This window comes from Nostoc sp. NMS7 (assembly GCF_017115085.1).
GTDB lineage: Bacteria > Cyanobacteriota > Cyanobacteriia > Cyanobacteriales > Nostocaceae > Nostoc.
In genome coordinates, this window is record NZ_JABXKJ010000239.1 from 16015 (window position 1) to 40784 (window position 24770).

General features: G+C 42.5%; 24 protein-coding genes and 2 pseudogenes. 15 read left to right on the top strand and 11 right to left on the bottom strand.

What is annotated here, in order from left to right; genetic code table 11:
- Nucleotides 1-93 precede the first annotated feature (93 nt).
- Entirely contained in the window at nt 94-288 is a 195-nt protein-coding gene (locus HWQ38_RS31930) for a hypothetical protein (protein ID WP_292801869.1), read from the bottom strand.
- Nucleotides 289-699: 411 nt separating this feature from the next.
- On the opposite strand from HWQ38_RS31930, the gene HWQ38_RS31935 reads away from it, so the two are divergent.
- The 3 genes from HWQ38_RS31935 to HWQ38_RS31945 all read left to right on the top strand — a co-directional run bounded on the left by HWQ38_RS31935 (nt 700) and on the right by HWQ38_RS31945 (nt 5027).
- Nucleotides 700-2418 carry a diflavin flavoprotein gene (locus tag HWQ38_RS31935; protein ID WP_292801871.1) on the top strand — a complete coding sequence of 573 codons (1719 nt, stop codon included), beginning with the start codon at nt 700-702 and terminating at the stop codon, nt 2416-2418.
- Between the two features lie 195 nt (nt 2419-2613).
- On the top strand, nt 2614-4326 hold the full coding sequence (locus HWQ38_RS31940) for a diflavin flavoprotein (protein WP_292801873.1): 1713 nt from the start codon (nt 2614-2616) through the stop codon (nt 4324-4326).
- A 521-nt stretch (nt 4327-4847) separates the two neighbouring features.
- On the top strand, nt 4848-5027 hold the full coding sequence (locus tag HWQ38_RS31945; protein ID WP_292801875.1) for a hypothetical protein: 180 nt from the start codon (nt 4848-4850) through the stop codon (nt 5025-5027).
- Between the two features lie 40 nt (nt 5028-5067).
- Here HWQ38_RS31945 and HWQ38_RS31950 read toward each other — a convergent pair.
- From HWQ38_RS31950 to HWQ38_RS31970, 5 genes and pseudogenes are all read right to left on the bottom strand, one after another.
- Nucleotides 5068-6360 (bottom strand): annotated as a pseudogene (locus HWQ38_RS31950) (dicarboxylate/amino acid:cation symporter).
- A gap of 2 nt (nt 6361-6362) precedes the next feature.
- The gene (gene rnc / locus HWQ38_RS31955) at nt 6363-7052 is read right to left on the bottom strand and encodes a ribonuclease III (RefSeq protein ID WP_292801877.1); all 690 of its coding nucleotides are present in this window, start codon (nt 7050-7052) and stop codon (nt 6363-6365) included.
- A gap of 109 nt (nt 7053-7161) precedes the next feature.
- Entirely contained in the window at nt 7162-7392 is a 231-nt protein-coding gene (locus tag HWQ38_RS31960) for an HNH endonuclease (protein ID WP_292801879.1), read from the bottom strand.
- A 493-nt stretch (nt 7393-7885) separates the two neighbouring features.
- Nucleotides 7886-8494, bottom strand: a complete 609-nt coding sequence (locus tag HWQ38_RS31965) for a hypothetical protein (protein ID WP_292801881.1) — start codon at nt 8492-8494, stop codon at nt 7886-7888.
- Nucleotides 8495-8742: 248 nt separating this feature from the next.
- The gene (locus HWQ38_RS31970; RefSeq protein ID WP_292801883.1) at nt 8743-9321 is read right to left on the bottom strand and encodes a Uma2 family endonuclease; all 579 of its coding nucleotides are present in this window, start codon (nt 9319-9321) and stop codon (nt 8743-8745) included.
- Between the two features lie 103 nt (nt 9322-9424).
- Between HWQ38_RS31970 and bchD the strand changes: the two genes are divergently transcribed.
- A complete protein-coding gene (bchD, locus tag HWQ38_RS31975) occupies nt 9425-11458 on the top strand; it encodes a magnesium chelatase ATPase subunit D (RefSeq protein ID WP_292801885.1) in 2034 nt (677 codons plus the stop codon).
- Nucleotides 11459-11502: 44 nt separating this feature from the next.
- On the opposite strand, the gene HWQ38_RS31980 is transcribed toward bchD, so the two are convergent.
- A complete protein-coding gene (locus HWQ38_RS31980; protein WP_292801887.1) occupies nt 11503-12288 on the bottom strand; it encodes an RNA polymerase sigma factor SigF in 786 nt (261 codons plus the stop codon).
- 338 nt (nt 12289-12626) lie between these two features.
- Between HWQ38_RS31980 and HWQ38_RS31985 the strand changes: the two genes are divergently transcribed.
- The 4 genes from HWQ38_RS31985 (at nt 12627) to prfB (ending at nt 15369) form a co-directional block, all read left to right on the top strand.
- On the top strand, nt 12627-13355 hold the full coding sequence (locus HWQ38_RS31985) for a Bax inhibitor-1 family protein (protein ID WP_292801889.1): 729 nt from the start codon (nt 12627-12629) through the stop codon (nt 13353-13355).
- 456 nt (nt 13356-13811) lie between these two features.
- The gene (locus HWQ38_RS31990; protein ID WP_292801891.1) at nt 13812-13955 is read left to right on the top strand and encodes a hypothetical protein; all 144 of its coding nucleotides are present in this window, start codon (nt 13812-13814) and stop codon (nt 13953-13955) included.
- Between the two features lie 135 nt (nt 13956-14090).
- Nucleotides 14091-14321: a hypothetical protein gene (locus HWQ38_RS31995; RefSeq protein WP_292801990.1), complete on the top strand. Its 231-nt coding sequence runs from the start codon at nt 14091-14093 to the stop codon at nt 14319-14321.
- Nucleotides 14247-15369, top strand: a protein-coding gene (gene prfB, locus HWQ38_RS32000; protein ID WP_292801893.1) for a peptide chain release factor 2 whose coding sequence is annotated in 2 segments (ribosomal slippage) — nt 14247-14318 and nt 14320-15369 — 1122 coding nt in all. Because the reading frame shifts where the segments join, the coding sequence is not laid out codon by codon here. The genes HWQ38_RS31995 and prfB overlap by 75 nt, the downstream gene beginning before the upstream one ends.
- Before the next feature lie 118 nt (nt 15370-15487).
- Here prfB and HWQ38_RS32005 read toward each other — a convergent pair.
- Nucleotides 15488-15962, bottom strand: a pseudogene (locus HWQ38_RS32005) (IS4 family transposase); the annotation flags it as partial.
- A gap of 407 nt (nt 15963-16369) precedes the next feature.
- Here HWQ38_RS32005 and HWQ38_RS32010 point away from each other — a divergent pair.
- From HWQ38_RS32010 to HWQ38_RS32030, 5 genes are all read left to right on the top strand, one after another.
- A complete protein-coding gene (locus HWQ38_RS32010) occupies nt 16370-16525 on the top strand; it encodes a DUF3285 domain-containing protein (RefSeq protein ID WP_104904774.1) in 156 nt (51 codons plus the stop codon).
- Between the two features lie 39 nt (nt 16526-16564).
- Nucleotides 16565-17092 carry an rRNA maturation RNase YbeY gene (gene ybeY, locus HWQ38_RS32015; RefSeq protein ID WP_292801985.1) on the top strand — a complete coding sequence of 176 codons (528 nt, stop codon included), beginning with the start codon at nt 16565-16567 and terminating at the stop codon, nt 17090-17092.
- 150 nt (nt 17093-17242) lie between these two features.
- Nucleotides 17243-17698 (top strand): diacylglycerol kinase family protein, encoded by a 456-nt coding sequence (locus HWQ38_RS32020; protein ID WP_292801894.1) that lies wholly within the window; start codon nt 17243-17245, stop codon nt 17696-17698.
- Nucleotides 17699-18086: 388 nt separating this feature from the next.
- On the top strand, nt 18087-18674 hold the full coding sequence (locus tag HWQ38_RS32025) for an aminodeoxychorismate/anthranilate synthase component II (protein WP_292801896.1): 588 nt from the start codon (nt 18087-18089) through the stop codon (nt 18672-18674).
- 15 nt (nt 18675-18689) lie between these two features.
- On the top strand, nt 18690-19457 hold the full coding sequence (locus HWQ38_RS32030) for an MBL fold metallo-hydrolase (RefSeq protein WP_292801898.1): 768 nt from the start codon (nt 18690-18692) through the stop codon (nt 19455-19457).
- 47 nt (nt 19458-19504) lie between these two features.
- Here the strand turns inward: HWQ38_RS32030 and HWQ38_RS32035 are convergent, their stop codons facing one another.
- Nucleotides 19505-20743 carry a VCBS repeat-containing protein gene (locus tag HWQ38_RS32035; protein ID WP_292801900.1) on the bottom strand — a complete coding sequence of 413 codons (1239 nt, stop codon included), beginning with the start codon at nt 20741-20743 and terminating at the stop codon, nt 19505-19507.
- 881 nt (nt 20744-21624) lie between these two features.
- On the opposite strand from HWQ38_RS32035, the gene HWQ38_RS32040 reads away from it, so the two are divergent.
- Complete coding sequence (locus tag HWQ38_RS32040; protein WP_292801902.1) at nt 21625-22935, top strand: aminopeptidase P N-terminal domain-containing protein; 1311 nt, start codon at nt 21625-21627, stop codon at nt 22933-22935.
- Between the two features lie 30 nt (nt 22936-22965).
- On the opposite strand, the gene HWQ38_RS32045 is transcribed toward HWQ38_RS32040, so the two are convergent.
- Together HWQ38_RS32045 and HWQ38_RS32050 are read right to left on the bottom strand one after the other, a co-directional pair.
- A complete protein-coding gene (locus HWQ38_RS32045; RefSeq protein WP_292801986.1) occupies nt 22966-23577 on the bottom strand; it encodes a hypothetical protein in 612 nt (203 codons plus the stop codon).
- Nucleotides 23578-23715: 138 nt separating this feature from the next.
- A complete protein-coding gene (locus HWQ38_RS32050) occupies nt 23716-24261 on the bottom strand; it encodes a hypothetical protein (protein ID WP_292801904.1) in 546 nt (181 codons plus the stop codon).
- Between the two features lie 132 nt (nt 24262-24393).
- Between HWQ38_RS32050 and HWQ38_RS32055 the strand changes: the two genes are divergently transcribed.
- Nucleotides 24394-24537 carry a hypothetical protein gene (locus HWQ38_RS32055; protein ID WP_292801906.1) on the top strand — a complete coding sequence of 48 codons (144 nt, stop codon included), beginning with the start codon at nt 24394-24396 and terminating at the stop codon, nt 24535-24537.
- The last annotated feature ends 233 nt before the right edge of the window (nt 24538-24770 follow it).

Genomic DNA, 24770 nt, shown 5'->3' on the forward strand with positions numbered 1-24770 from the left:
CAACTTTTACCTCGCCACTTCCAATACGGTTCGGTTACAGGTGCATAGGCACTTATTGATCCCCCTTAGTTTCCCTTAAAAAGCAGGGCTGTTTCATCCCACAAAGGATAAGAGTTTGTCAATATCATTAGAGGTAAATCTTTGAACTGAGGTGATGGAGGAATAACCATTTCGGCGCAAAATATTGAGTGTGAACGTTTGGAGTAGCGATAGATTTGCAGGGGATGTCTTTGCCCATCTTTGACTCAGATTTGCACTCATTGTTTTCATCCCCTCGACGCTTGTCATTTTACATCTTTTAGGGAATGAAACAGCCCTGCCCTTAAAAAGGGGGGAACCGGAATTAAAGTCACCCAATTTATCGGGGGATTTAGGGGAATCTAAAACGTTTTGCTTGAAAACTGGTATGAACTCCAAATAAATTTAATTTTTAAGTTTTTATTGTCAAATAATGTGAGTAACATGATATTTTTGAATTAGGAGAAAAACAGATAAATAGCAAAATTAAATACTCAGTAAATTTCTCTGAATAAATTAATATTTAGTAGATTTATTGATTCATAATTTTTGCTAAAAAACAGCAATAATTGATACAACTTAAATTTTCAAAAAACTGACATTCATTACAACTAAAACAAATAATAATAGGGAGAATGGGGGCAGAAGAAAAACCTGTTAATTTGCGCTCGGAGACGAATAATGGTAGCGGTCGCAGAGAACGTTCAACATCGGCTAACTATACAAACTGTAGAAATTGCCCCTAACACAACGGCGATTCGCTCTCTTGATTGGGACCGCGATCGCTTCGATATCGAATTCGGACTGCAAAACGGCACAACCTACAATTCATATCTAATTAGGGGCGAACTAACAGTTTTGATTGATACTTCTCACCAGAAGTTTCGCAATCTGTATTTAGAGACTCTAAAAGGTCTTGTCAACCCCAAAACAATTGATTACATAATTGTTAGTCACACAGAGCCAGACCATAGCGGCTTAGTAGAAGATGTCCTGCAATTAGCTCCTAGAGCCACTGTTTTAGCCTCAAAAGTTGCGCTTCAGTTTTTGGAAGGCTTAGTACACGATCCTTTTTCTAAGCGCGTTGTCAAAACAGGCGATCGCATCGATATCGGCAAAGGACACGAAATCGAATTCGTGAGTGCGCCTAACCTGCACTGGCCGGATACAATCTTTAGCTTTGATCGCAAAACCCAAATCCTTTACACCTGTGATGCTTTTGGGATGCACTTTTGTGACGATCGCACCTTCGACGAAGATTTAGAAGCGATCGAAGCTGACTTTAGATTTTACTACGACTGCTTGATGGGACCTAACGCTCGTTCACTGCTGAATGCGATGAAGCGCATGGGTGATCTAGGGAAGATTAATATTATCGCCAACGGTCACGGCCCATTATTATACCACCATCTAGACGTTCTAACCGGTTGCTACGAAAATTGGAGCCAAAAACAAACTAAAGCAGAAACCACCATCGGCTTGTTTTTTGTCTCAGATTACGGGTATGGCGAACGCCTTGCTCATGCAATTGGCGAAGGTATACTGAAAACCGGGGTTGGGGTAGAAGTACTGGATCTGAGTACTGCTGAGAGCCAAGAAATTCAAGAACTAGCCGGGAGAGCAGCTGGGATCATTATCGGTATGCCGCCGACTTCCGCCGCCGCCGCCCAAGCTAGTATCAGTTCGGTGCTAGCTGTCGCCAAGAACAAGCAAATGGTTGGACTGTTTGAATGTTACGGTGGGGATGATGAACCTATCGATACACTCCGCAGAAAATTTCTCGACTCTGGCATCAAAGAAGCTTTCCCAGCGATTCGGATTAGAGAGGCTCCTACCGCATCCACATTCCAGTTGTGTGAAGAAGCGGGTAAAGATTTCGGACAATTGCTAGTGCGCGATCGCAACATCAAGCAAATCAAGTCCCTCGACGTCAACATGGAAAAGGCGCTGGGTCGCATTAGTAGTGGACTGTATATAGTCACTACTAAAAAAGGAGATATGTCAAGTGCAATGCTGGCGTCCTGGGTGACGCAAGCGAGTTTGCAACCATTAGGATTGACAATTGCCGTTGCTAAAGACCGCGCCATTGATTCCTTAATGCAAGTAGGCGATCGTTTCGTCCTCAACGTTTTGGAAGAAGGCAATTATCAAGAATTGAAAAAGCACTTTCTCAAGCGCTTGCATCCCGGTGCTGACCGCTTTGCGGGAGTGAAAACTCAAACTGCGAAAAACGGTTCTCCGATTCTAACTGATGCTCTGGCATATATGGAATGTGAAATACAGAGCAGCATGGAATGCAGCGACCACTGGATTTTATACTGCAGCGTCCAAGAAGGTCGTGTCTCCAAAAACGACGGACTAACAGCTGTTCGTCATCGGAAAGTGGGTAATTACTACTAAAGATTGGGCATGGGGCATTGGGCACGGGGCATGGGGTATGGACTATTCTCCTTGTTCCCCTTGTCTTCCTATTCGCAATGCCCAATGCCCTATTCCCAATACTTCTCTACGAGAGGCTGCGCCAACGACGTCGCTACTTCGACGCCGCTCAGTACAAGTGCCCAATGCCCTATTCGCCAACTTTATTTAACATCTATGACCAATTCCAAGCCACGCGACGTACAAGTTTTACCAATTGCTACAAATACCAAGACTCTTAGAGCACGTAGTTGGTCACGTCTGCGGTTTGAAATTGAATACGCACTTGAAAGAGGTACTACCTCCAATTGCTATTTAATTGAAGCTGATAAAACCGCACTTATTGACCCACCGCCAGAAAGCTTTACCGAAATTTATTTAGAGGCATTGCGCCAGACTTTAGATTTGCAACATTTGGATTATATAATCCTGGGTCATTTTAATCCCAATCGAGTTGCAACCCTCAAAGCAATTTTAGAACTGGCACCACAGGTAACTTTTGTCTGTTCTCTTCCGGGTGCGAATAATTTGCGTGCTGCTTTTTTAGAGCATGATTTAAAAGTCTTGGTGATGCGGGGGAAAGAAACTCTGGATTTAGGCAAGGGTCATGTTTTAAAATTCCTCCCCACTCCTAGTCCACGTTGGCCAGAAGGACTTTGTACTTACGATCAGCAAACTCAAATTCTCTACACAGATAAGTTATTTGCAACTCATCTTTGTGGTGATGAAGTGTTTGATGATAATTGGGAAGCGCTCAAAGAAGACCAGCGTTACTACTTTAACTGCCTAATGGCTCCCCAAACTCCTCATGTGGAAGCAGCCTTAGAAAAAATATCAGATTTGCAGGTGAGAATGTATGCTGTGGGTCATGGTCCCCTAGTACGCACCAGCTTAATCGAGCTTACCAAAGCTTATGGAGAATGGAGCCACGCTCACAACGATCGCGAGATTTCCGTTGCCCTACTTTATGCCTCAGCTTACGGAAATACGGGGACTTTAGCCCAAGCGATCGCTCTGGGACTAACCAAAGGTGGAGTTGCAGTTAAATCGATCAACTGCGAATTTGCCACCCCTGATGAAATTCGGACTAGCCTAGCACAGTCAGAGGGTTTTATCATCGGTTCTCCTACCATTGGTGGTCATGCGCCAACTCCCATTCATACTGCTTTAGGTATTGTCTTATCAAGCGGTGACAACAGCAAACTCGCTGGAGTCTTTGGTTCCTATGGCTGGAGTGGCGAAGCTTTTGACTTAATAGAAGGTAAACTCCGAGATGCTGGATATCGCTTTGGCTTTGACACCCTGAAGGTGAAGTTTAAGCCTGATGATGTCACTCTCAAATTCTGTGAAGAAGTAGGTACAGACTTTGCCCAGAGTTTGAAAAAGGCTAAAAAGGTACGCGTACCACAACAAGCTGCTACTCCAGTGGAACAGGCTGTTGGTCGGATCGTTGGTTCTGTCTGCGTGGTGACAGCCAAACAAGGAGAAGTCTCTACCGGAATGTTAGGCGCTTGGGTTTCTCAAGCTACCTTCAACCCACCGGGACTCACCGTTGCGATCGCTAAAGACCGAGCGATCGAATCTTTGATGTATCCAGGCGGTAAGTTTGCCTTAAATATCTTACCTGAAGGCAATCATCAAGATTACATGAAGCATTTCCGTAAATCTTTCGCACCTGGGGAAGATCGATTTGCCAACTTTAGTACAGCAGTTGCAGATAACGGCTGTACCATCCTTACCGACGCTTTAGCATATCTGGAATGCTCAGTCAAGGAACGTATGGAATGTGGCGATCACTGGGTTGTGTATGCAACTGTGGACGAAGGTAAATTACTCAAGCCTGATGCTGTGACTGCCATTAACCATCGCAAAACCGGCACTCATTATTAGATAGTGAGAAATTTAACTTAACGAAAATGCCTTAGATCAAACATAGCTAAGGTCTTTTATGACATCAATTATCTTTTTTCTTGTGGGATGGGCATCTTGCCCGTCCCAGTTTTTTTGTCGAGATATGGTTCTACCAAAATAGGTCGTTTCAGGCTTTGATTAATCCTTACTTTGATGGTAAATAGATTCGCGCCGTATTGGGGTAAAGCGCATTGCTCATAGGTGTCAACTTCAGCTATAAATCCCTTATCTGTTGGCTTCCACGCCCGGCCAGCGTCTTGCAGCGATCAAATTCGGCGGGTGGGAACGATGGGATGAGAAGCAACTAAAAAAATAGCGTTACCATTCAATTTCAGTATTAAAGCGTAAACAACATAAATTAACTTGCTAAAATTCCGCAATTGCCACCAAGACAATTGCAAAAACAGAGTGTAGCCTTTAACTAGAAAAACAGTATCAGGCAGTTCCTAGATAAAATGTTAAGTATTGTCACTAAACTTTTATAATATTTTGTTGTTCTTATGACTCCAAAACACACCAAGATTAAATTTCCCCTTTGGCAGTATCTCAACCAGCCCTTATTTGGTGAGGAGACTAAATTAGTATTGAATCCCCATCGCTTTGCATTGATCTGGCGGCTTCGACTTCTAGAACGCTGCTGGACTAGAGAATGTGATGCCAAAGGGCCTCAACAACATTAGATATCTCAAAAGCTGCTACACTCAACTAAAAGCTGACAAACTAAGCCTCATCTACAGAACGGGGCTTTTTGCCGTCAAGTAAAGCACTAACAGTCATGTCTCCCATGACATTAATCGCGGTGCGGCAGCGATCCAGAAACCAGTCTACAGTAACTAGCAAAGCGATGTACTGGGTAGGTAAGCCTACAGAAGTGAACACCAGTGTCATCGTTACTAGTCCAGCATTGGGAATGTTCGCCGCACCTACGGATGCAAAAATCGAGGTAAGAATGACAATTAACTGCTGTCCCAGACTCAGATGTTGCCCAATCAGTTGGGAAATATACAACGCAGACATTGCTTCCTAAAGGGCAGTGCCATCATTATTGAAATTTGCCCCTACTAATGCCCCCAAGGCAGCAGAAGATTCCCTTAAACCGACTTTTGTTTGCAAAACCTCAAAGGTTATGGGCATTGCCGCCGCCGAGGAAGAAGTTGAGAAAGCTGTCAAAAAGGCATCAGAACCGCCAGCGAGGAATTTTAGCGGGTGTACCCAAGAACCAAATTTTACTCTAATTAGGTAGTAGCATGCTTGTAATACCAGTGCCAACAGCACCGCCACGATAAATGCACCCAAAGATTTAAACGGTGTAAATCCTTGCATAGCAAGGGTTTTAGCAACAATTCCAAAGACGGCGAAAGGCACTAAGGCAATTACCCAGTTGAGGACACGCACTACTGCTTCAAATAAAATCCCGATGACATCCTCTATCGGCTGGTATCCGTTTTTTCCTTGGACGATTTGTTCAGATTTTAATCCCCGCAGGACGATGCCAAAACTCAGGGCAATCACAATTAGTTGGATGACATTATTATCAACTAATGGCTTGAGGACAGATTCCGGTACAGCATCTTTGAGTATTCCCCAAGGGTCAAGATTCTGAGGAGTTATTTGTGTACTTGTTGAGGTGGCTACATTACCCCAAGTCCCTGGATGTAGCACATTCGCTACGAAAAGCCCCACCAAGATAGCTACGGTGGTGTTAGTTAAAAGTAGCACTGCTAGCCGCCGTCCGGCTGTACCAGGGATATTGGTAGTCATCAAAGTATGCAGTACCGCTACTAGAATCAGGGGTGTAGCCAAGGCGCGGAGAGCCTTTAATACCAATTCAGCCGGAATTGCTAAATTGTTGATTAAGAGGGCATTGCTGGGGTTAGGATTCCCTGCACCAAGGGCAATTCCGACGCTGACTGCGGCTACTAAGGCGATGACAATTTGTAACGTCAGAGGGATACGCTGCCACCAAGGGCTAGCTTTAGTTTTAGGCGAAGTATTGCTCTCTGTTTGACTCATCTCTACAACAAACCTTGTTTTTTCAACTTAGCTAGGGCATTTTCAGCAGCATCTTTCTCAGCCTCTTTTTTATTACGTCCCTCACCCGTTCCAGATGCTTTTTCCTCTCCTTCCACAAATACGTCGGATTGGAACTTTGGCGCGTGAGATTCACCACCTATTTGTCTTGTATTATATATCGGTGGAGTAGTGATCCCTCTGCTTTGCACCCATTCCTGAAAGCGATTTTTTGAATCTACATTAGAGCGAGACACAACAATATTCTCAGGTACAGAATCAAACAGTGGTTCTACAATTGCACGAACTTTTCCAATATCGGAACCATTATCCAAATAGTAAGCACCAAGAACAGCTTCAAAGGTACTGCTAAGTAAATTGGGATTTTGGTAGCCTCCGTCTCGAATTGCACCTATTCCTAACCGTATCCTAAAGTCTAAACCTACCTCCTTGGCGAACTTTGCCAATTGCTTCTCATCTACCAGTGCAGAACGTCGCCGAGTTAATTCATCTTCTCCCTTTTCTCCATGCTTTTTATAGAGATATTCACCGCTTAAGAAATTCAGGATAGCATCACCAAGAAACTCTAGGCGTTCGTTATGTTCCCCTTCTCCAGGATGCTCGTTGACATAAGAACGGTGGGTAAGTGCTTGTCGTAAAAGTTTTTCATTTTTGAAAATCAAAAGTTCGTGCATTTTTAAGTTTTACTTGTTTGTCAATTTAATTGAGTGAAAAGGCAGGCAAAGATGCCCACCTCACAATAAATATTCCTAAAATTGTAAGAAGATAGTTTCAAAAAGTTATCTAAACTATTTGACAGCAGTCAGGATAATCGAGAGTATTACCACGTAAATTGTTGCAACGGAAACAAGAAATAACTAAGTTATCATTCGAGTCACCTCCGCCGTAACTAATAGGCATTAAGTGATCTAAAGTCATTTGCAAATCCCAGAGATGTTTATTACACCGGTGATAGCAATTTCCATCTCTGTCTTTAATTTGTTGTTTCTTGCGGCGTTTTCGTTCAGAATTCATTCTGCTCATTTGTTCTTAACTTTTGGCGTTGTGTTTACTCCGCAGGGTTAGTAAATCACGTATCTAGCATTAATAAATTGCTTTAGTACTATATTTACACTGAGCAAAATTATTGCCCGAATAGCTATATAACTAATTCAATTAAATTCACTCTTTGTAAGTGCAAAGACGAGTGTATACAGGGGTTGCATTCGTAAAAACAACTAGCCATCAGCAGAGCGTAAATTAAATATTTTTACGCTTTTCCAATGGTTCAAAGCTGATCTGTATGAAACCACTAACCTCAGTTAGAAACTTTTAGATGATGACTCCTTTGCTACGTTGACGATAAATATAACACATATAATCGGAGTACCGTCAATGGGTACTGGTTAAATCTTTTATTTATCAACTTGCTAGACTATATAATATATCTGGCAGAAACACCTATTGAAATAAAAAGCAATATTGGGAAAGAAAGCAAGGATATTAACTGATTATAATGATTATTCATTTACAGTTTACTTTGCGCGATCGCACTATACAAAATACCTAAAATTTTCTTAATATCCTTAATATAATACTCACTCAAGTCAATCGAAACTACATTGCCTTCAAGTTTGAGAAATTGCCAAATCGTACCGATAGTAACAGCACCATATATAGCTTTAATTTGATTTACACTTCTCTCGTTAAATAACTGAGCAGCTACCATTTCGGCAATACATTGCGCTAAACCAGACCTCAAATTTTCATTTTTACTTTCTACTAAGACAATCACCGGACTACGTACAAGCAACTGCTCTGAAGAAAGACTCAAAATAAAATCACAAAAGCCATTTAATCCTCGTTGGCTATCAACAGTAAAATCAACTCCAGAAAAAAAGCTGATTTCATAATTAAATTTGCGTCTGATTTCTAACAAAATTGGACTAATTATCATTTCGCTTCGAGCTTTTTCTGTACTTATCGCTACTGCTAAATCAACATTTTCTCTAAGAATAGTAGATAATAAATCACTACATTCTTGCTCCTGTATATTTGCAAATAGTCCAGATGACTCGCGAATAACTAAACCAAAAGAATCAATAACTTCAATAAGTTTGAAATCACTATAAGCCATAAAAATTACTCTTTGCTTGGTCTTAGAGGATGTTTGAAAAGCCCTGGCAAGTAGAAGTCGCGGCTACACAGACAAAACCCACACTTCGACCCTTCTCTACGAGACGCTACGCGAACGACAAAGCTCAGGGCAACGCAAGCTCAGTGACCGCCTCCGTGAGTTAAGAACCTTGATTTTATATTAGTCCACAGAGGTGGACTTGGTTTGTGTAGTTGCGAATTCTATTCGTCCAATACTCCCCTAATACTTTACTTGGGCGGAAACACCCTAACTAAATCAAGAGATAAATCAGGAAAGCAGGGAAAATTTATTACCTGATTTGACAAGAAAATTCGTTTATTTAAATAACCATATTTACCTTGAACATTCTGATATGGTTCACTGTAGCTTTCCAAATAATTATCGAATAAATTAAATATCCAATAATCAGTAATACCTGCTTTAGCATAGAGAGGAATTTTCACATCTTGGTCATAGCCCAAATAAGAATCTGAAACCTCCATCACCAATAACACATCAGCAGGTTGAGGATGACCAGAAAGATAATTATTATCTCGGTTTTGAAGAATAGCAAAATCCGGTTCAGGTTCGCTATTAGGTGGCAAAGCAATCGGAGCTTGAGATTGCAAAGTTGCCCGATCACCTATAATTTTTGGAAGTTTCCGCAACAAGTTTCGCAAACAAGTTTCATGGGCTGTACCTTTGGCTGCCATTTCAATAATTTCGCCGTTGATTAATTCAATGTGGTTATCTTCATGGAAAAAGCCCAATTCAGTAAGCCTGTGGTATTCATCCAGCGTGAAGCGTTTAGTCTGAGCAATACTCATAAATTATCCTCCCAAGGGAAATGCGATCGCGTAATCGCCCCTATATTGTAAATGTGTCAGAAATTGGTATGCTAAAGACCGAGACTCGCTATAAAAGCAAACAATGCCTGCGCCTACTATCAACTCCACGATCACTGCCTTTCCCTTGAGTGCCGTAGTCGGTCAAGAAGCAATTAAATTAGCCTTGCTGTTAGCCGCAGTTGATCCTGGTTTGGGGGGAGTGGCGATCGCAGGTCGTCGCGGTACGGCAAAATCTGTGATGGCTCGTGCTATCCACGCTCTACTACCGCCGATTGAAGTTGTCAAAGGTTCAATCAGCAATTGTGACCCTAATCACCGCGAAGAATGGGATGATCAACTGTTGGCGGAGTACGCAGACAAAGATATTCAAGATGTTCCCGTCGAAATCATCAGAGCGCCTTTTTTGCAAATTCCTCTAGGTATCACTGAAGACAGACTCCTCGGTTCTGTAGATGTGGAAAAGTCGGTAAAAGAAGGTGATACCATTTTTCAGCCCGGTTTACTCGCTACAGCAAACCGGGGTGTACTGTACGTAGATGAAATTAATTTATTAGATGACCAAATATCAAATCAGCTTCTAACAGTATTATCTGACGGGCGCAACCAAATTGAACGGGAAGGGATTAGTTTTCAGCATCCTTGCAAATCCTTATTTATTGCCACCTACAACCCAGAAGAAGGCGGATTACGGGAGCATTTGTTAGATAGAATTGCGATCGCACTCTCTGCTGACGGTGTACTCGGTTTAGATCAAAGAGTAGAAGCAGTAGAAGTTGCGATCGCCTATTCTAAATCTCCCCAAGACTTCCTCGAACAGTACAACGAAGATTTAGACGCCCTCAAAACCCAAATCATCTTGGCGCGGGAATGGTTGAAAGAAGTAATCATCACCCATGAACAAATTGCCTACTTAGTAGATGAGGCGATTCGCGGTGGAGTTCAGGGACATCGCGCCGAGTTATTCGCCACGCGGGTTGCTAAGGCGGCGGCGGCTTTGGAGGGACGAACAACAGTCAATGCTGAAGATTTGCGCCGTGCTGTGGAACTGGTGATTGTTCCACGCGCCACAATTGTGCAGACACCACCACCAGAACAATCACCACCACCGCCTCCACCTCCACCACAGAATCAAGAAGAACCTCAGGAGGAATCAGAAGAGGAAGAAGAGGAAGAACAAAAAGAACAAGAAGAAAATCAAGAGCAAGAACCCCCTAGCATCCCTGAAGAATTCATTTTTGATCCAGAAGGGGTAATTCTTGATGACAGCGTGCTTTACTTTACTCAAATGGCGAAGCGGCAAGCTAAATCTGGTAGTCGTAGTGTGATATTTTCCGATGACAGGGGACGCTACATTAAGCCAATGTTGCCCAAGGGGAAAGCGCGACGCATTGCAGTAGATGCCACCTTGAGAGCTGCGGCTCCTTATCAAAAAGCCCGGAGAGAAAAACACCCAGACAGAAAAGTTATTGTTGAACAGGGTGATATTCGCTCGAAACGCCTGGTACGCAAAGCTGGGGCGTTGGTAGTATTTGTGGTAGATGCTTCTGGCTCAATGGCCTTGAATCGAATGCAATCGGCGAAAGGTGCGGTGATGCAACTGTTGACAGAAGCTTATCAAAACCGCGACCAAATAGCATTGATTCCCTTCCGGGGAGAACGGGCTGAGGTATTATTGCCTCCAACACGTTCTATTGCCTTAGCGCGTAACCGCTTGGAAAGGTTGCCCTGTGGTGGGGGTTCGCCCTTAGCGCATGGTTTAACCCAAGCTGTGCGCGTCGGCTTAAATGCCCAGATGAGCGGAGATATTGGGCAAGTTGTGGTTGTAGCAATCACCGATGGGCGGGGTAATATTCCCTTAGCGCGTTCTTTAGGTGAAGAACTAGAACCAGGAGAAAAGCCAGATATCAAAGGAGAATTATTAGAAATTGCTGCCAGAATCCGGGCTTTAGGAATGCAACTATTAGTAATTGATACGGAAAGTAAATTTGTGTCCACGGGCTTTGCTAAGGAATTATCGCAAACAGCAGGCGGTAAATATTATCATTTGCCGAAAGCGACAGATCAAGCTATTGCTGCTATGACCAAAGGTGCGATCGCTGATTTAAAATCTCGATAATTTAGTCATTGGTCATTGGTCATTGGGTTTTTGACTTAGCACTACTAAGACCCTGTGGGCATTACCTGTGGTTGTAAATAGTATATCAAATCTTGAATTCCCTTTTGCAGATACCGCGTTACCGTCATTGGACTAGTGCCAATATTTTTAGCCGCATCCTTGCGAGAAAGTTCCTTCAAAAATACCATTTCAACTGCCATGCGGGGTTTGTCTTCTAACATATTTATTGCACCTTGGAGTTGTTGCCGTTCTTCTTCTTCTTGGAGGAGAACATGAGAACGAGGACAAGGAAGTGCCTCACCCAAGGTGATTTGGGAATCAACATAGTTAAGTGCGGTCGCATCTAAACTCAAAGGCATACGGTTTTGAGCAGCTAACTTGGTTTCTTGCCATTCTTGCAGAGATACCTGAAGTTCCTTGGCGATTTCAGCATCTTTGGGAAGGCGACCTAAAGACATTGCCAAGTCCTTGCGAATCTTTTGCCCTTCATTATACAGTTCTTGCCAACGACGGGGAATTCTTAATAGAGTACTGCGATCGCGCAAAAAGTGCAGCATCTCACCGCGAATGTATGGTACAGCAAAGGAACTAAAGGCAAATCCTTGGCTAGGGTCGAAGCGCTCAATTGCCCTAATCAAACCAATATAACCGATTTGTGCTAAATCTTCATAAGGTTCATTACATTGATGGCTGAATTTATGAGCCATCTTTCGCACTAAGCCAGTATGTAACTCTACAAGTTCATTACGAAGTTTTATAGAAGGATTCTGGTGGTACAAGTGTAATAATTCTATACCATCAATTCGTAAAGAGGACTCACTTGTTGCCATATACATTCCCTTGTTGTAACTCCTATTCCTAAGAAAATGGAGTTGCGTATATTTTCTTTTAAGCTGTCATTATTTTCCCTAGTCAAGTCGGAATTAGCTATCGTCGTTTCACTGAACTTATCAGGGGGTCGCACTCCAGAGTTCAGTATTTTTACGCATGATTTTGCTAACCTCTCTGTTGCAGGTTATTTTTGTTTTTTAGATAAAAATTTCAACATTGCATAATCTTTTTTGTTTAGTTGTCTTCTAACTTGCGTCACCCTTTCCTGGTTTGTTGCCCTAAATCTTGGTAAAAATAGGAATAAGCAGAACGTTTTCCTAAAAAACAGTTTTTCAATATGAGCAATACCAGTAATTTTCGTGAAGCTATCCGTGAGGCTAAATCTCACGCCCTCGTTGGCCCAAATGTGATTGCTAACGCCCTCCCCTACGTCGGTGGTGGATTGGTGCTAACGGCATTAGGAACCTACGGCGGTTTGGGAGTTATCCGTACTAACCCCGGAATATTCTTTCCCACCTTCATTGGTGCGGTGATTTTGGAGTTAGTTTTGTTCTTTGTTGCCCAAAATGTTGCCCAAAAAGGTAACAAGGGTCTTGCACTACCCCTGTTGGCAACCTACAGCCTCTTGTCTGGATATACTCTCAGTGGTTTGATATTTGTCGCTTTGAGATCCCAAGGTGTTGGCATTCAAGGCATTGGGTTGGCTGCCCTTGGTTGTGGCGTCACCTTTATTTTCGCCCGTCAAATTGGTTCAAATCTTTCTGAACAAGACGGCATGGCTTTGACGAAAACCATTAATCTCGGCGTTATTGCCTTGGTGGTTGTGTGTCTAGCCCAATTCGGATTTGCCATGTTTGGTGTTTACACGCCAAATTGGTTAGAAATTGCCATCTCCGGTTTAGGAGTATTCCTATTTGTTGGGGTTTCTGTTGTCGATTTCTATATCTTGCCCCGCACTTACAGCGATGACCAATATCTGCCTGCTGCTTTGTCGATGTACCTCACTTACATCAACTTGTTTGTGTTTATCTTGCGGTTGCTAATTTCCCTAAATGGCCGCAATTAATTGTCTGTAGGTACTAACAAAAGTAAAGTTTTATAAAGTAAAAACCGTGGTTAAATTTTTGACACCCACGGTTTTTTTCATCGCTTTAATAGTGGAATATGTAGATAAGTTCGGCCTCAGGTGAGCAAAAGGATGCTAGAACTCTTAACTATCAAGCGCGAAGTAGAAAGATTGTCTAATATCTTGACCAAGGCTGAAGCCTGTCTTTGACCTCCGAGAACTGAGTGCAAAAATTGAGGACTTGAATCAATTAATTTCTGATTCTACTTTCTGGGATAATTCTGTCACTTTCTATCAGAAACTTGAAGAAATTGAATCACTCAAGGCTCAAAAGAAACAATATCAGCGATCGCACTAGCCCAAGGTGTCCAACAAGTTAATAAAATTCAACCTTGGCAGATAAAATCCCTATTCAACAAGCTCATCCGGAAATATATCTTACATCCTTACATCAGGGTGAAAGATTTAGTTACCAATGTAGAAACACCTGCTGCGGCAGAAGTTTTGGACGGTGAAATTGATTTGTTTATCAAAGCCTATTTGCAACAGCAAAATCAAACCACTTCTGTTACCCAAGAAAGGCTTGATAATTTCAAGTAATTTTTGTAACTTAAACCTTATCTAAGTTGAGAACCGTAGTTTTCGCCCTCACCCTAAATCCCTCTCCCAGACATGGGAGAGGGACTTTGAAATTCTGGCTCCCCGAATCCCAAATCTGGGATTCGGGGTTGGGGGATGAGGGCAAATCCTTTTGATCACAGAAGAACTATAGGTTTCAAGATAGACGTGATTTATATAATTAGTGCGGAGAGAATTTGCCCAACTACAGCTAAAATTAATAAAGAGCAATTTTCAAATCCAAAGCGCTCTATCTCTCATTCAGCAAGCACTATGGAAGTCTTAGAACTCAAACGCGAAATCGAAACGTTGTCTAGCCGCCTGGGTAAAACCCAGGACTATCTTTGACGTACCTGCACTGACAGCCAAAATTCAAGACCTGGAAAAAATATCCGCTCAACCAGAATTTTGGGATAACCAAACCCAAGCCCAACAAACGCTGCAAGAACTCAACGACCTGAAAGCCCACCTCCAGCAATACGATCGCTGGCATACGAATCTAGAAGATACTAAGGCTGTTGTTGAGTTGTTAGAGTTAGAAACCGATGAGGCACTACTCCAAGAAGCGGAATCTACCATCACTAAACTGAATCGTGACCTGGATCAGTGGGAGTTACAACAGTTACTTTCTGGCCCCTATGATGCTGAAGGTGCTGTAGTGACAATTAATGCTGGTGCTGGTGGCACAGATGCTCAAGACTGGGCATTTATGCTGATGCGAATGTACACCCGTTGGGGTGAAGCTCACGGGTATAAAGTAACTTTAGCTGAAGAGTCGGAGGGTGATGAAGCCGGAATTAAATCGGCAACTCTAGAAATTACTGGTCGCTATGCCTATGGTTATTTGCGATCGGAGATGGGTACACATCGCTTAGTGCGGATTTCACCTTTTAATGCCAACGGCAAGCGACAAACCAGTTTTGCAGGGGTGGAAGTGATGCCGCAGATAGATAACTCTGTGCAGTTGGATATTCCAGACAAGGATTTGGAAATCACCACAACTCGCTCTGGTGGTAAAGGGGGGCAAAATGTCAACAAAGTAGAAACGGCGGTACGGGTTGTTCACCTTCCCACCGGTCTTGCCGTGCGCTGTACAGAAGAGCGATCGCAGCTGCAAAATAAAGAAAAAGCCCTAAATCGTCTCAAAGCAAAGCTGTTGGTCATAGCCAAGGAGCAACGTGCCCAAGAAATTGCTGAAATTCGTGGCGATATGGTGGAAGCCTCCTGGGGAAACCAAATCCGTAACTATGTGTTTCACCCTTACCAAATGGTGAAGGATTTACGTACAAATACTGAAACAACCGGGATCGGCGATGTGATGAATGGCGAACTTGATACATTCATCCAGGCTTATCTGCGCCAAGAAAATAAACTAGTGGAAAACACTCCAGCATAATTGGGGATTATTTACAAGTGCTAAGTGATTATTTTTAATATTACTTAGTACTTGTTATTTAGGGAACTCCAAGAAATAAATTACTACTACTTGTGGGGTGGGCGTCTCGCCATTGGTGTCAAGTTAAGGCAGATGCCCAAATGTCAAGTGAGGTTGCAGCGTTGCGTCGGTGTCGCCGACGCACGGCTTTGACCAAGCCCATAGAGCGTTGATACTCAACCAACCAAGGGATAAGTAGCAGTTATGGGTTTTTCAGGAGTGCGCGGTGGAAAAAATATAAACTACGAAAGACCATTTCAAAAGAAATGCGTTCAATAGGCTGTTGCAAAGCGACAGCAACATCAGTACACAAATCATTGAGGACAGCATAGAAAATCCATGTAGCATAAAGAAAGCATTTGTACGCCATTAGTGCCACCGACCCACAGATAAGATAAACCCAACAATCTTTTTGTGAGTAAAAATGCATCCTCAATTTTCCAACGTCGGCGATACAAATCATATAATTGTTGTGGAGAAAGCTGTTGTGGGTCAAGGACATTAGTTAAATAATGATACCAAGTTTGACCCCAAAGTACTGAAACTTGGCGCATTGGGTAATGGCTTGATGGGGCGGGGGAGGTGACTCGATGCCGAAAATCTGGATTCCCTTGTTTTTTCCGGGGTTTACTCATGACTAGTATCAACACCACTGTCTTGAGTTTAACCATTGAGTTTTACCCTCTTGACAAGACTCTAATTTTCTTAACTTGACACCAATGGCGTCTCGCCCGCCATATAAACTGGGCGGGCGAGACGCCCACCCCACAATAAATAATTGAATATTTTTTTTATTTGTCAGTCCCTTATTTTTCTAAGATGAGCGCGTAGGCGTAGACATCGCATAGCACCCGATCTCATTAGTGTCTTTTCAAAAATATCCCTTAGTAATATACAGGCGATCGCAATTCTATCCCAGACCAACTGTTACAGTTATAAAAGAGTCTGTGGACAAATAACTATGAGCAATTCTCCTTCAACAGAACCTCAACCTAGCTACGTAAAGCTTGCCATGCGAAACATGGTGCGGAAGGGTGGAACTTCCCTGAAACATTTTGCGTTGACTGCCGTAGGGCTTCTAGCTCTCCTTGTTGGTCTTGCTTACCTAACTCACTAACGACAAACCGTAAACCTCAGACTAGGAGACTCTGTGCCCCTGAGAGTTGAACTATATGTGGAGGATTCTTTTTACGAGTTGTCCCCGACGACATTTGTAAAGATTGGGGACACTCATCCCCGAATTACTCCTGAAACTTGGGAAAATTGGTTTAATCACTGGTTAGAAATACTTCACCCTCATATTCCGCCAGCGCCAAGTTATGAAATCGGGCTGCGTTTGACAGATGACTCGCAAATTCAAGAACTGAATGCCCAGTATCGTCAACAAAATAAGCCCACAGACGTTTTAGCCTTTGCTGCTTTGGAGGTAGATTTTCCTCAAAGCAAAGAAATGCTTGCCTCTGTACCATTATATTTAGGTGATATTATTGTCTCTGTAGATACAGCACAACGTCAAGCTCAACAGCAAGAACATAGCTTACCAACTGAGCTAGCCTGGTTAGCGGCTCACGCTTTATTACACCTGTTGGGCTGGGATCATCCTGATGAAGAAAGTTTGGGGCGAATGTTAGAACAGCAAGTGAATTTGCTGAATGCAATAGGTATTGCTATTGACATGGAATAGCAGTATGTGTATCTCTTAGTGCCAATTTTGAGCAATACTTTTATAATACTTTTGGGGAAAATTGCTTAAATATTGCCTGAAACTTAATTCCGCCATTAAGATCGGCGAATATTCCCACTGTAGCAACTCTGTTCTTGTGTTTTTAAGTCTATGTCCCAAAAAATTTCTCCATCACCAACGCCCACCTCGTTACAAACACTCGTGTCTAACGAACGGGAATTTTCTTGGAAAGTAGCCTCTAATTTATTTGTTAGTTTTAAATATGCCTGGGCTGGAATCAGCTATAGTTTTCAAACTCAACGTAATTTTCGCATCCACATAAGTGTTTGCGCTTTAGCGATCGGTTTAAGCGTTTTTTTGCATCTGCAAGCGGTGGAAATAGCCGTAATTGGCATAACTAGCGGTTTAGTTTTGGCATTAGAGTTACTAAATACTGCGATCGAGTCCGTTGTGGACTTAACCGTTAAGCAGACATACCATGATTTGGCAAAAATTGCTAAAGATTGTGCGGCTGGTGCAGTCCTTGTCTCTGCTTTAGTAGCGGTGCTGGTAGCTGGTATACTATTGCTTCCTCCTCTGGTAAGGTTAATTATATCGGCTTTGTAGATGTGATTTGCTTCGACTTAGCCCAACCCAGGCATTGCCAAGTGACTTGGTAACAGGATCAAACTCTGTCCGATCCCCTTTGGAGAACACATGATCAGCAATTCAAAATTTAAATAATGCGATGTCTACGATGGTTACTGAGCCCTTCGACAAGCTCAGGGTAACACTTGCCGTTCGTGCAGCGTCTCGTAGAGAAGTGCGGGCGTAGCTGCGGCGCCAAGCATCCTGGTTAAAGGGTTACTTGGTAATCTTTAGGAAGTGACTTATTGTAAAGCTTACCTAAGTCGATCCACGTTAGCGTTATTTTTACCCTAGCAAACAAATAGCATGAGATACTGGTCTATGCTTTTTGCAACTGATCAGTGGTAAAAACCAGGAGTGATGAGCTTTGATTATAGTTATCGACAATTACGACAGTTTTACATATAATTTAGTGCAGTATCTGGGAGAATTGGCATCAGAGTTGCCAGTAGCAGATGATATTAAAGTTTTTCGTAACGACAAGATATCCATAGATGAGATTCGGGCATTAAAGCCGGAAGCCGTAGTTATTTCTCCTGGGCCAGGTCGCCCGGAAGATGCCGGCATTTCTTTAGAATTGATTGAACAGCTAGGACAAGAGTTGCCAATCTTGGGAGTCTGTTTAGGACATCAAAGCATCGGTCAAGTGTTCGGTGGTAAAATAATTGCTGCTCCAGAGTTGATGCATGGCAAAACCTCTCAGGTGTCTCACAGTGGGGTGGGGGTTTTCCGGGGATTAGAAAATCCTCTAACTGCCACTAGATATCATAGTTTGGTGATCGAACGTGAGACTTGCCCAGATGTGTTAGAAATCACGGCTTGGGTTGAAGATAACACCATTATGGCAGTCCGACACCGGAACTATCCTCACATTCAGGGCGTCCAGTTTCACCCAGAGAGTATCCTGACATCTTCAGGAAAACAGTTATTGCGAAATTTTCTGGAACAGTTATAGTCAAGAGTATAATTAATGAAACGACGACAGTTGATGGGCTATGCTGGGGCGGGTTTGGTAACTGCTTTAGTTACTACCTTGGATTCGGAATCTCAAGCTGACGCACAATCTGGCGGTTTATCAGTTCAGTGGTTGGGTCATACTTGCTTTCTTTTTAGTGGTGGCGGTGCGAAAATTCTCGTCAATCCATTTCGGGCGGTCGGTTGTACTGCTGGGTATCGTCCACCAAAAGTTGCAGCAGATTTGGTGCTGATTAGCAGCCAACTGCTGGATGAAGGGGCTGTGGACGTACTACCGGGAAATCCAAAACTGATCTACGAACCAGGAGTTTACGAGTTCAAAGACATTAAATTCCAAGGAATTGCCATAGACCACGATCGCAAAGGTGGTAGGCAGTTTGGCTTAAATACTGCTTGGAGTTGGAAGCAAGGCGGAATTAATATTTTACATTTAGGGGGAGCTGCTGCACCCATTTCCATTGAGCAAAAAATCCTGATGGGGCGTCCTGATGTGGCATTCATTCCAGTGGGAGGCAGTGGAAAAGCCTACAATGCTGAGGAAGCAAAGCAGGCTGTTCAAGTGTTAAATCCCAAGTTAGTGATTCCGACCCATTACCGGACACAGGCCGCTGATGCTGCTACGTGCAATATTTCGCCACTCGATAATTTTCTCACTTTGATGAAAGGTATGACAGTGCGGCGTAGCAACGGAGATAGTATTTCCATTAGCCCTAAAGATTTACCGGAAAATAGTGTGATTCAGGTTTTGAGTTACAAGTTTTGAGGAGTAGGGGAAGCAGGGTAAGAATTCCTAACTCCTAACTCTAGCTTTTAGAACGTATACCACTCTGGGCCAAGCTTATCTGCATCGCTGATGGGAGTCTCAGTGGCTGTCGTCCCATCTATAGTCCAAATCTTGTCTGCACCAGCTGTCTGATCGCGCCAGTAGATATCGGTCTTACCATCGCCGTTGAAGTCGCCAAGGGTTGGTGTCAAGGCCGCGTTATTAGCCGGTAAGAACGCTTCAGTAGCAACCGTTGTACCATCCATCAACCAAGCGGTGTTCGCACCAGTGGTTCCATTGTGCCAGAAGATATCGGTCTTGCCATCACCATTGAAATCGCCAATTTTAGAAGTCCAAGATGAGTCAAGTGTCCCCAGAGTACCCTCTGTGGCTAAGATACCATTCATCGTCCAAACCTTGTTCTCACCTGTTTGAGCGTTTCTCCAGAGAATGTCAGTCTTATAGTCGCCGTTGAAATCACCAAGGCTAGCAGTCCAGGCGGGGTCTTGTGATTGCAGCGCAAATTCACTCTTTTGTGTACCATCCATAAACCAAGCGCTGTTAGCACCGGTTGTCTGATTGCGCCAGAAAATGTCACTCTTACCATTGCCGTCAAAATCAACAATGGTAGGAGTTAGCGCTGGGTCTGTTTTATCTAGAACAGTTGCATTCAGGACTGTGGTGCCATCCATCTCCCAAATAGCGTTCTCACCAGTTGTGGCATTATGCCAGAAGATATCGGTTTTGCGATCGCCATTGAAATCGCCAATCTGAGGAGTCCAGGCTGGGTCAACGGTGGTTAGAGAAGTCGCATTAGCAACTTTGGTTCCATCCATTAGCACAATGGTATTCTCACCGGTTTTCTTATTGCGTAATAAGAAGTCGGTTTTGCCATCACCATTGAAGTCAGCAATTTTGTAATCATAGGCAGTTAGGTCGAATTTACCTAGAGAACCCTGTTCCAAAACTTTTGTTCCATCCATCAACCGAATGATAATTTCACCAGTTTGAGAATCGGCCCAAACTTTGTCCGTTTTGCCATCACCGTTAAAGTCAGGAGTAATCGCCGCACTAGTTAAGTAAGGATTAGGATTAGGATTTGCTGAAGTTTTGACAGGTGTGGTCAACGGTTCACTTTGTAGTGCTTGTGAGGAACTTTTCCCAAACCCCAAATCATAATTTAAATTCTCAAAAGAAGATGTCAATATTTGTGATTTTGCGAAAGAGTCTGATGCCCATTGAGATGTATTCAAAGTTAAGGGTGAGGAATTGCTATTTCCAGACATGGTGTATTTTTATGATTGGTTGTTATATTTTTTTAACTTTTTTTGGAGATGTCTTTCTGTAACCCAATAACATTTACTAGACTTTCAATATTTCTTTATAACTATTTTTTCTTTGTGAATATCATTCTTTGAAGATAAATATTTGTTTTCTTTAAATGATTATTATCAAAGTTTCAAGTTCTATACAAACAATTGCAAAATATTTTTTGTATCTGATGATTTATCAATACGGTTCTGATCAGACTTGATTCCCCCAATCCTCCTTTTTTAGGGGGGCTAATAATGACTCCATTTCCCCCTTTTTAAGGAGGATCTTTAAGGACTATGTACCTTAACCGAACTGTATTAAAGTGAAAGGGTATAAGTTTATAAGCGTAGTTTTTGCCCTCACCCTAAATCCCTCTCCCAGATATATATGGGAGAGGGACTTTGAAATTCTGGCTCTCCTTCTCCCATATCTGGGAGAAGGGGTTGGGGGATGAGAGCAAATCCTTTTGATCACCGAAGAAATACAGATTTCAAGATAGACGTGGTTTATCTGTTTTATTTGATATTTTAAATATCGAATTAAACCATACACATTTAGGTAATTAAATAACAACTATAAAAAATATTTATGCGAGATAATTGTGATGTAATTACATAGTGGTTTATATAGTAAGTCTAAATTATTGATTAACAACAAGATCCCCGACTTCTTAAAAAAGTCGGGGATCTGAGACTTTGGAGATAATTGATTATTCCCCAAGGATTTATAACTTGAGTTGAAACAAATATTGGTTAGAATAACTTAGATTAGCAACTATTAAGAGGCATGATCTGTACATCCTCTGGTTGTCAAAAGTGTAAAATAAGACAATACTTTAATACATACATCAGCTATGCAAGCAGAATATCGGCAGCGTCGTGAGCAGTTAATGGCAAAAATTGGTGATGGTACAGCCATTTTTCGCAGTGCGCCAATGGCAGTGATGCACAACGATGTCGAGTATGTTTATCGCCAAGACAGTGATTTCTTCTACCTGACTGGTTTTAACGAACCACAGGCAGTTGCAGTGTTAGCGCCGCATCATTCAGAACATCGGTTTGTGCTGTTTGTCCAACCGAAGGATCGCGAAAAGGAAGTATGGACTGGTTATCTTTCTGGGGTAGATGCAGCTAAGGAATTTTATGGTGCTGATGAAGCATACCCGATTAGCGAGTTAGATGAAAAGTTACCGCAGTATTTGGAAAAAGCCAGCCGCATTTACTATCACTTAGGACGCGATCGCACTTTTAATGACCAAATCTTGGGACATTATCAAAGTTTACTACGGACTTATCCAAAACGCGGTACAGGACCGATCGCTATTGAAGATACTGGTACTGTCCTCAATAGCATGAGACTAATTAAAAGTGAAGCTGAGTTGGAATTGATGCGTCAAGCAGTTGCGATCGCAACTGAAGCACACAATTACGCGCAAGAAATCGCCGCACCCGGACGTTATGAGTATGAAATACAAGCGGAGATGGAACGCATCTTTCGACTGCGAGGTGGTTTAGGCCCGGCTTATCCTTCGATTGTGGCTTCTGGTGTGAATGCTTGCGTACTGCACTACATTGAGAATAATCGTCAAATGCAGGATGGAGAATTATTGCTAATTGATGCCGGTTGTACCTATGGTTATTACAACTCGGATATTACCCGGACATTTCCTGTGGGGGGTAAATTTACGCCAGAACAAAAGACGCTGTATGAGATTGTTTTGGAGGCACAAAAACAAGCGATCGCTCAAGTTCAACCAGGTAATCCTTTCAAATTAATTCATGATACAGCAGTGCGCGTCCTCACCGAAGGTTTAGTTGAACTTGGCATTCTTAAAGGTGAAATTGATAAGTTAATTGAAGAAGAGAAATATAAGCCATATTATATGCACCGCACCAGCCATTGGTTAGGTTTGGATGTCCATGATGCGGGGGTTTACCAGCACGGTGAAGATAAACCGCAGATTTTGCAACCAGGTCAAATTTTGACAGTGGAACCAGGACTTTATATTGTACCTGACACCAAACTAGCAGAAGACCAACCAGAGACTGATCCTCGATGGATTGGTATTGGTATTCGGATTGAGGATGATGTGTTAGTTACACCTGGGGGACATGAAGTGTTAACTGCGGGAGTTCCCAAGGCAGTGGATGAAGTGGAACGATAAAAAATGGGGATGGTACACACCATCCCTAAGCTAAAATTGCGGACAAGCCATCAAAGTCGTTGTCAGAATTCCTAAGATTTTATCTATTTCTTTAATAAAGTAATCGTTCTTATCGATAAAGATGGTATTGTCACAAAGTTTGAGAAATTTCCAATCTGTTCCTGTTGTGACTACACCATAAATTTCATTGATAATATTTCCTTGTTGCTGGTTAAACAATTGAGATGCAATCATTGTCGCAATACATTGTCCTAAACCAGATTTAATACTTTCATTTTTAGCTTCTACAATAATCACCACAGGGCTGGTAATATCATATTGTTCTGGTGAGCAACTCAGAATAAAATCACAGCGTCCTTCTAAGCCTTTAGAAACATCTACATTAAATTCTGAACCAGAAAATATACTAATTTGGTATTTAAAGAAGCGTTTAACTTCAATTAAAACAGGCATAATAATTAGTTCAGAACGAGCTTTTTCTGTATTTATTGCTGTCACCAAAGGTAGATGCTCAGAGAAAATCAAATTTAGATATTCACTAGGCGAAACTGCCTGTACATCCCCAAATAAATCTTGATTTTCAACAAAGATTAATTTAAAGTCCGTTTTTACTTTGCTAAGATTAAAGGCGCTGTACGGCATTGTATCATCTTGGGAGTAAAGTGCAGCGATGCTTACGGTGGTCACTGAGTCTTGCCGTTGGCGCAGCTTCTCGTAGAGAAGTGCGGCAACCTACGCAAGTTGCGGAAGCTAAGGAAATGAGTTTGATGATATCTCAGATCAAGAACAGGCCTCAACAAATTCAACTTCCGGCAATTTACATGACCGAAACTGAGTAACACGCTTACCGTCAGTCTCGAAGACCACACGATAGTTCTGGTTAGCACGGTCTTTCGGGATAAATGTCAAGTAGTGTCCGCCTTGAACGTATTTATGAGATGTGACTTTAATTTGTCCTGGGTAGAGAGACTTGATTTGCGCTTCACTGTCGCCAATTTTTGCACCTTTGAGGGTAGTAATCTGCGTATTCTGCCGCACATCTACTCTAGAAATGCGACCTTTTGTAACCATAAATAAAAGATTTTTGGGTTCGTTTTGTGGCTTAACGTAGTAGCAACTGTTATTCGCCGAATCGCCAATTAGCTGAGTACCAGCAGCTTTCCTCGCTTGGGAAACAGTCATCCCAACTCTAACTTGTCCGATACCATTGATGGACAATTTCGATTTGTTGGTTAATTTTGCCTGTGCTAAAACTGTGCCGATTGTCAAACAAGAAAGGGCAAGTGTTAGGGTACTAAGAGTCAATAATTTAACTTTGCTATTCATTTTCTGCAAATAATAAGGGGTAGATATTTATATACAATAGTCATATTGCCAATTTTGGATTTTCAAGCTGTTGACTAAGGTGGGGATATTCCTATAGGGAATTTAGAATTTGATAAGGACGGCAGAGACGATATGGTGGTGTGGCCTCCTAACAATGGAGGTTTTCCTGGCGCTCTTGGTACGTGGTTTGTGCTTACATCCTCTAGCAACTTCACCAACTCCTTCAGCCGTTTGTGGGGTATAGGTGGAGATATTCCAGTTGGAGGAGCTAAGTAATTAGAACCGAATAGCACTAAGAAAAGCGCAAACTCCTAAGATGACTGGCTTTTTAATATAAAAGTGTAAGGAAAGAACTAGCTTTGAAATCAATAGACCTCTTGCAAAAGTCCCTAACACCCCACCCCCAGCCCCTCTCCGCAGGCGGGGAGGGGAGAATTTGACGTAAGTCAAAGGCGGGGTGGGGTTCTTTTTTTGATTTATGCAAGAAGTCTAATAAACAAGCGAGTCGT

What these genes read in the sequence shown, in the direction of transcription:
- HWQ38_RS31930 (WP_292801869.1), bottom strand. Translation starts at nt 288, where the DNA reads ATGACAAGCGTCGAGGGGATGAAAACAATGAGTGCAAATCTGAGTCAA.
- HWQ38_RS31935 (WP_292801871.1), top strand. Translation starts at nt 700, where the DNA reads ATGGTAGCGGTCGCAGAGAACGTTCAACATCGGCTAACTATACAAACT.
- HWQ38_RS31940 (WP_292801873.1), top strand. Translation starts at nt 2,614, where the DNA reads ATGACCAATTCCAAGCCACGCGACGTACAAGTTTTACCAATTGCTACA.
- HWQ38_RS31945 (WP_292801875.1), top strand. Translation starts at nt 4,848, where the DNA reads ATGACTCCAAAACACACCAAGATTAAATTTCCCCTTTGGCAGTATCTC.
- rnc (WP_292801877.1), bottom strand. Translation starts at nt 7,052, where the DNA reads ATGCACGAACTTTTGATTTTCAAAAATGAAAAACTTTTACGACAAGCA.
- HWQ38_RS31960 (WP_292801879.1), bottom strand. Translation starts at nt 7,392, where the DNA reads ATGAATTCTGAACGAAAACGCCGCAAGAAACAACAAATTAAAGACAGA.
- HWQ38_RS31965 (WP_292801881.1), bottom strand. Translation starts at nt 8,494, where the DNA reads ATGGCTTATAGTGATTTCAAACTTATTGAAGTTATTGATTCTTTTGGT.
- HWQ38_RS31970 (WP_292801883.1), bottom strand. Translation starts at nt 9,321, where the DNA reads ATGAGTATTGCTCAGACTAAACGCTTCACGCTGGATGAATACCACAGG.
- bchD (WP_292801885.1), top strand. Translation starts at nt 9,425, where the DNA reads ATGCCTGCGCCTACTATCAACTCCACGATCACTGCCTTTCCCTTGAGT.
- HWQ38_RS31980 (WP_292801887.1), bottom strand. Translation starts at nt 12,288, where the DNA reads ATGGCAACAAGTGAGTCCTCTTTACGAATTGATGGTATAGAATTATTA.
- HWQ38_RS31985 (WP_292801889.1), top strand. Translation starts at nt 12,627, where the DNA reads ATGAGCAATACCAGTAATTTTCGTGAAGCTATCCGTGAGGCTAAATCT.
- HWQ38_RS31995 (WP_292801990.1), top strand. Translation starts at nt 14,091, where the DNA reads ATGAGGGCAAATCCTTTTGATCACAGAAGAACTATAGGTTTCAAGATA.
- HWQ38_RS32010 (WP_104904774.1), top strand. Translation starts at nt 16,370, where the DNA reads ATGAGCAATTCTCCTTCAACAGAACCTCAACCTAGCTACGTAAAGCTT.
- HWQ38_RS32020 (WP_292801894.1), top strand. Translation starts at nt 17,243, where the DNA reads ATGTCCCAAAAAATTTCTCCATCACCAACGCCCACCTCGTTACAAACA.
- HWQ38_RS32030 (WP_292801898.1), top strand. Translation starts at nt 18,690, where the DNA reads ATGAAACGACGACAGTTGATGGGCTATGCTGGGGCGGGTTTGGTAACT.
- HWQ38_RS32035 (WP_292801900.1), bottom strand. Translation starts at nt 20,743, where the DNA reads ATGTCTGGAAATAGCAATTCCTCACCCTTAACTTTGAATACATCTCAA.
- HWQ38_RS32040 (WP_292801902.1), top strand. Translation starts at nt 21,625, where the DNA reads ATGCAAGCAGAATATCGGCAGCGTCGTGAGCAGTTAATGGCAAAAATT.
- HWQ38_RS32045 (WP_292801986.1), bottom strand. Translation starts at nt 23,577, where the DNA reads ATGCCGTACAGCGCCTTTAATCTTAGCAAAGTAAAAACGGACTTTAAA.
- HWQ38_RS32050 (WP_292801904.1), bottom strand. Translation starts at nt 24,261, where the DNA reads ATGAATAGCAAAGTTAAATTATTGACTCTTAGTACCCTAACACTTGCC.
- HWQ38_RS32055 (WP_292801906.1), top strand. Translation starts at nt 24,394, where the DNA reads ATGGTGGTGTGGCCTCCTAACAATGGAGGTTTTCCTGGCGCTCTTGGT.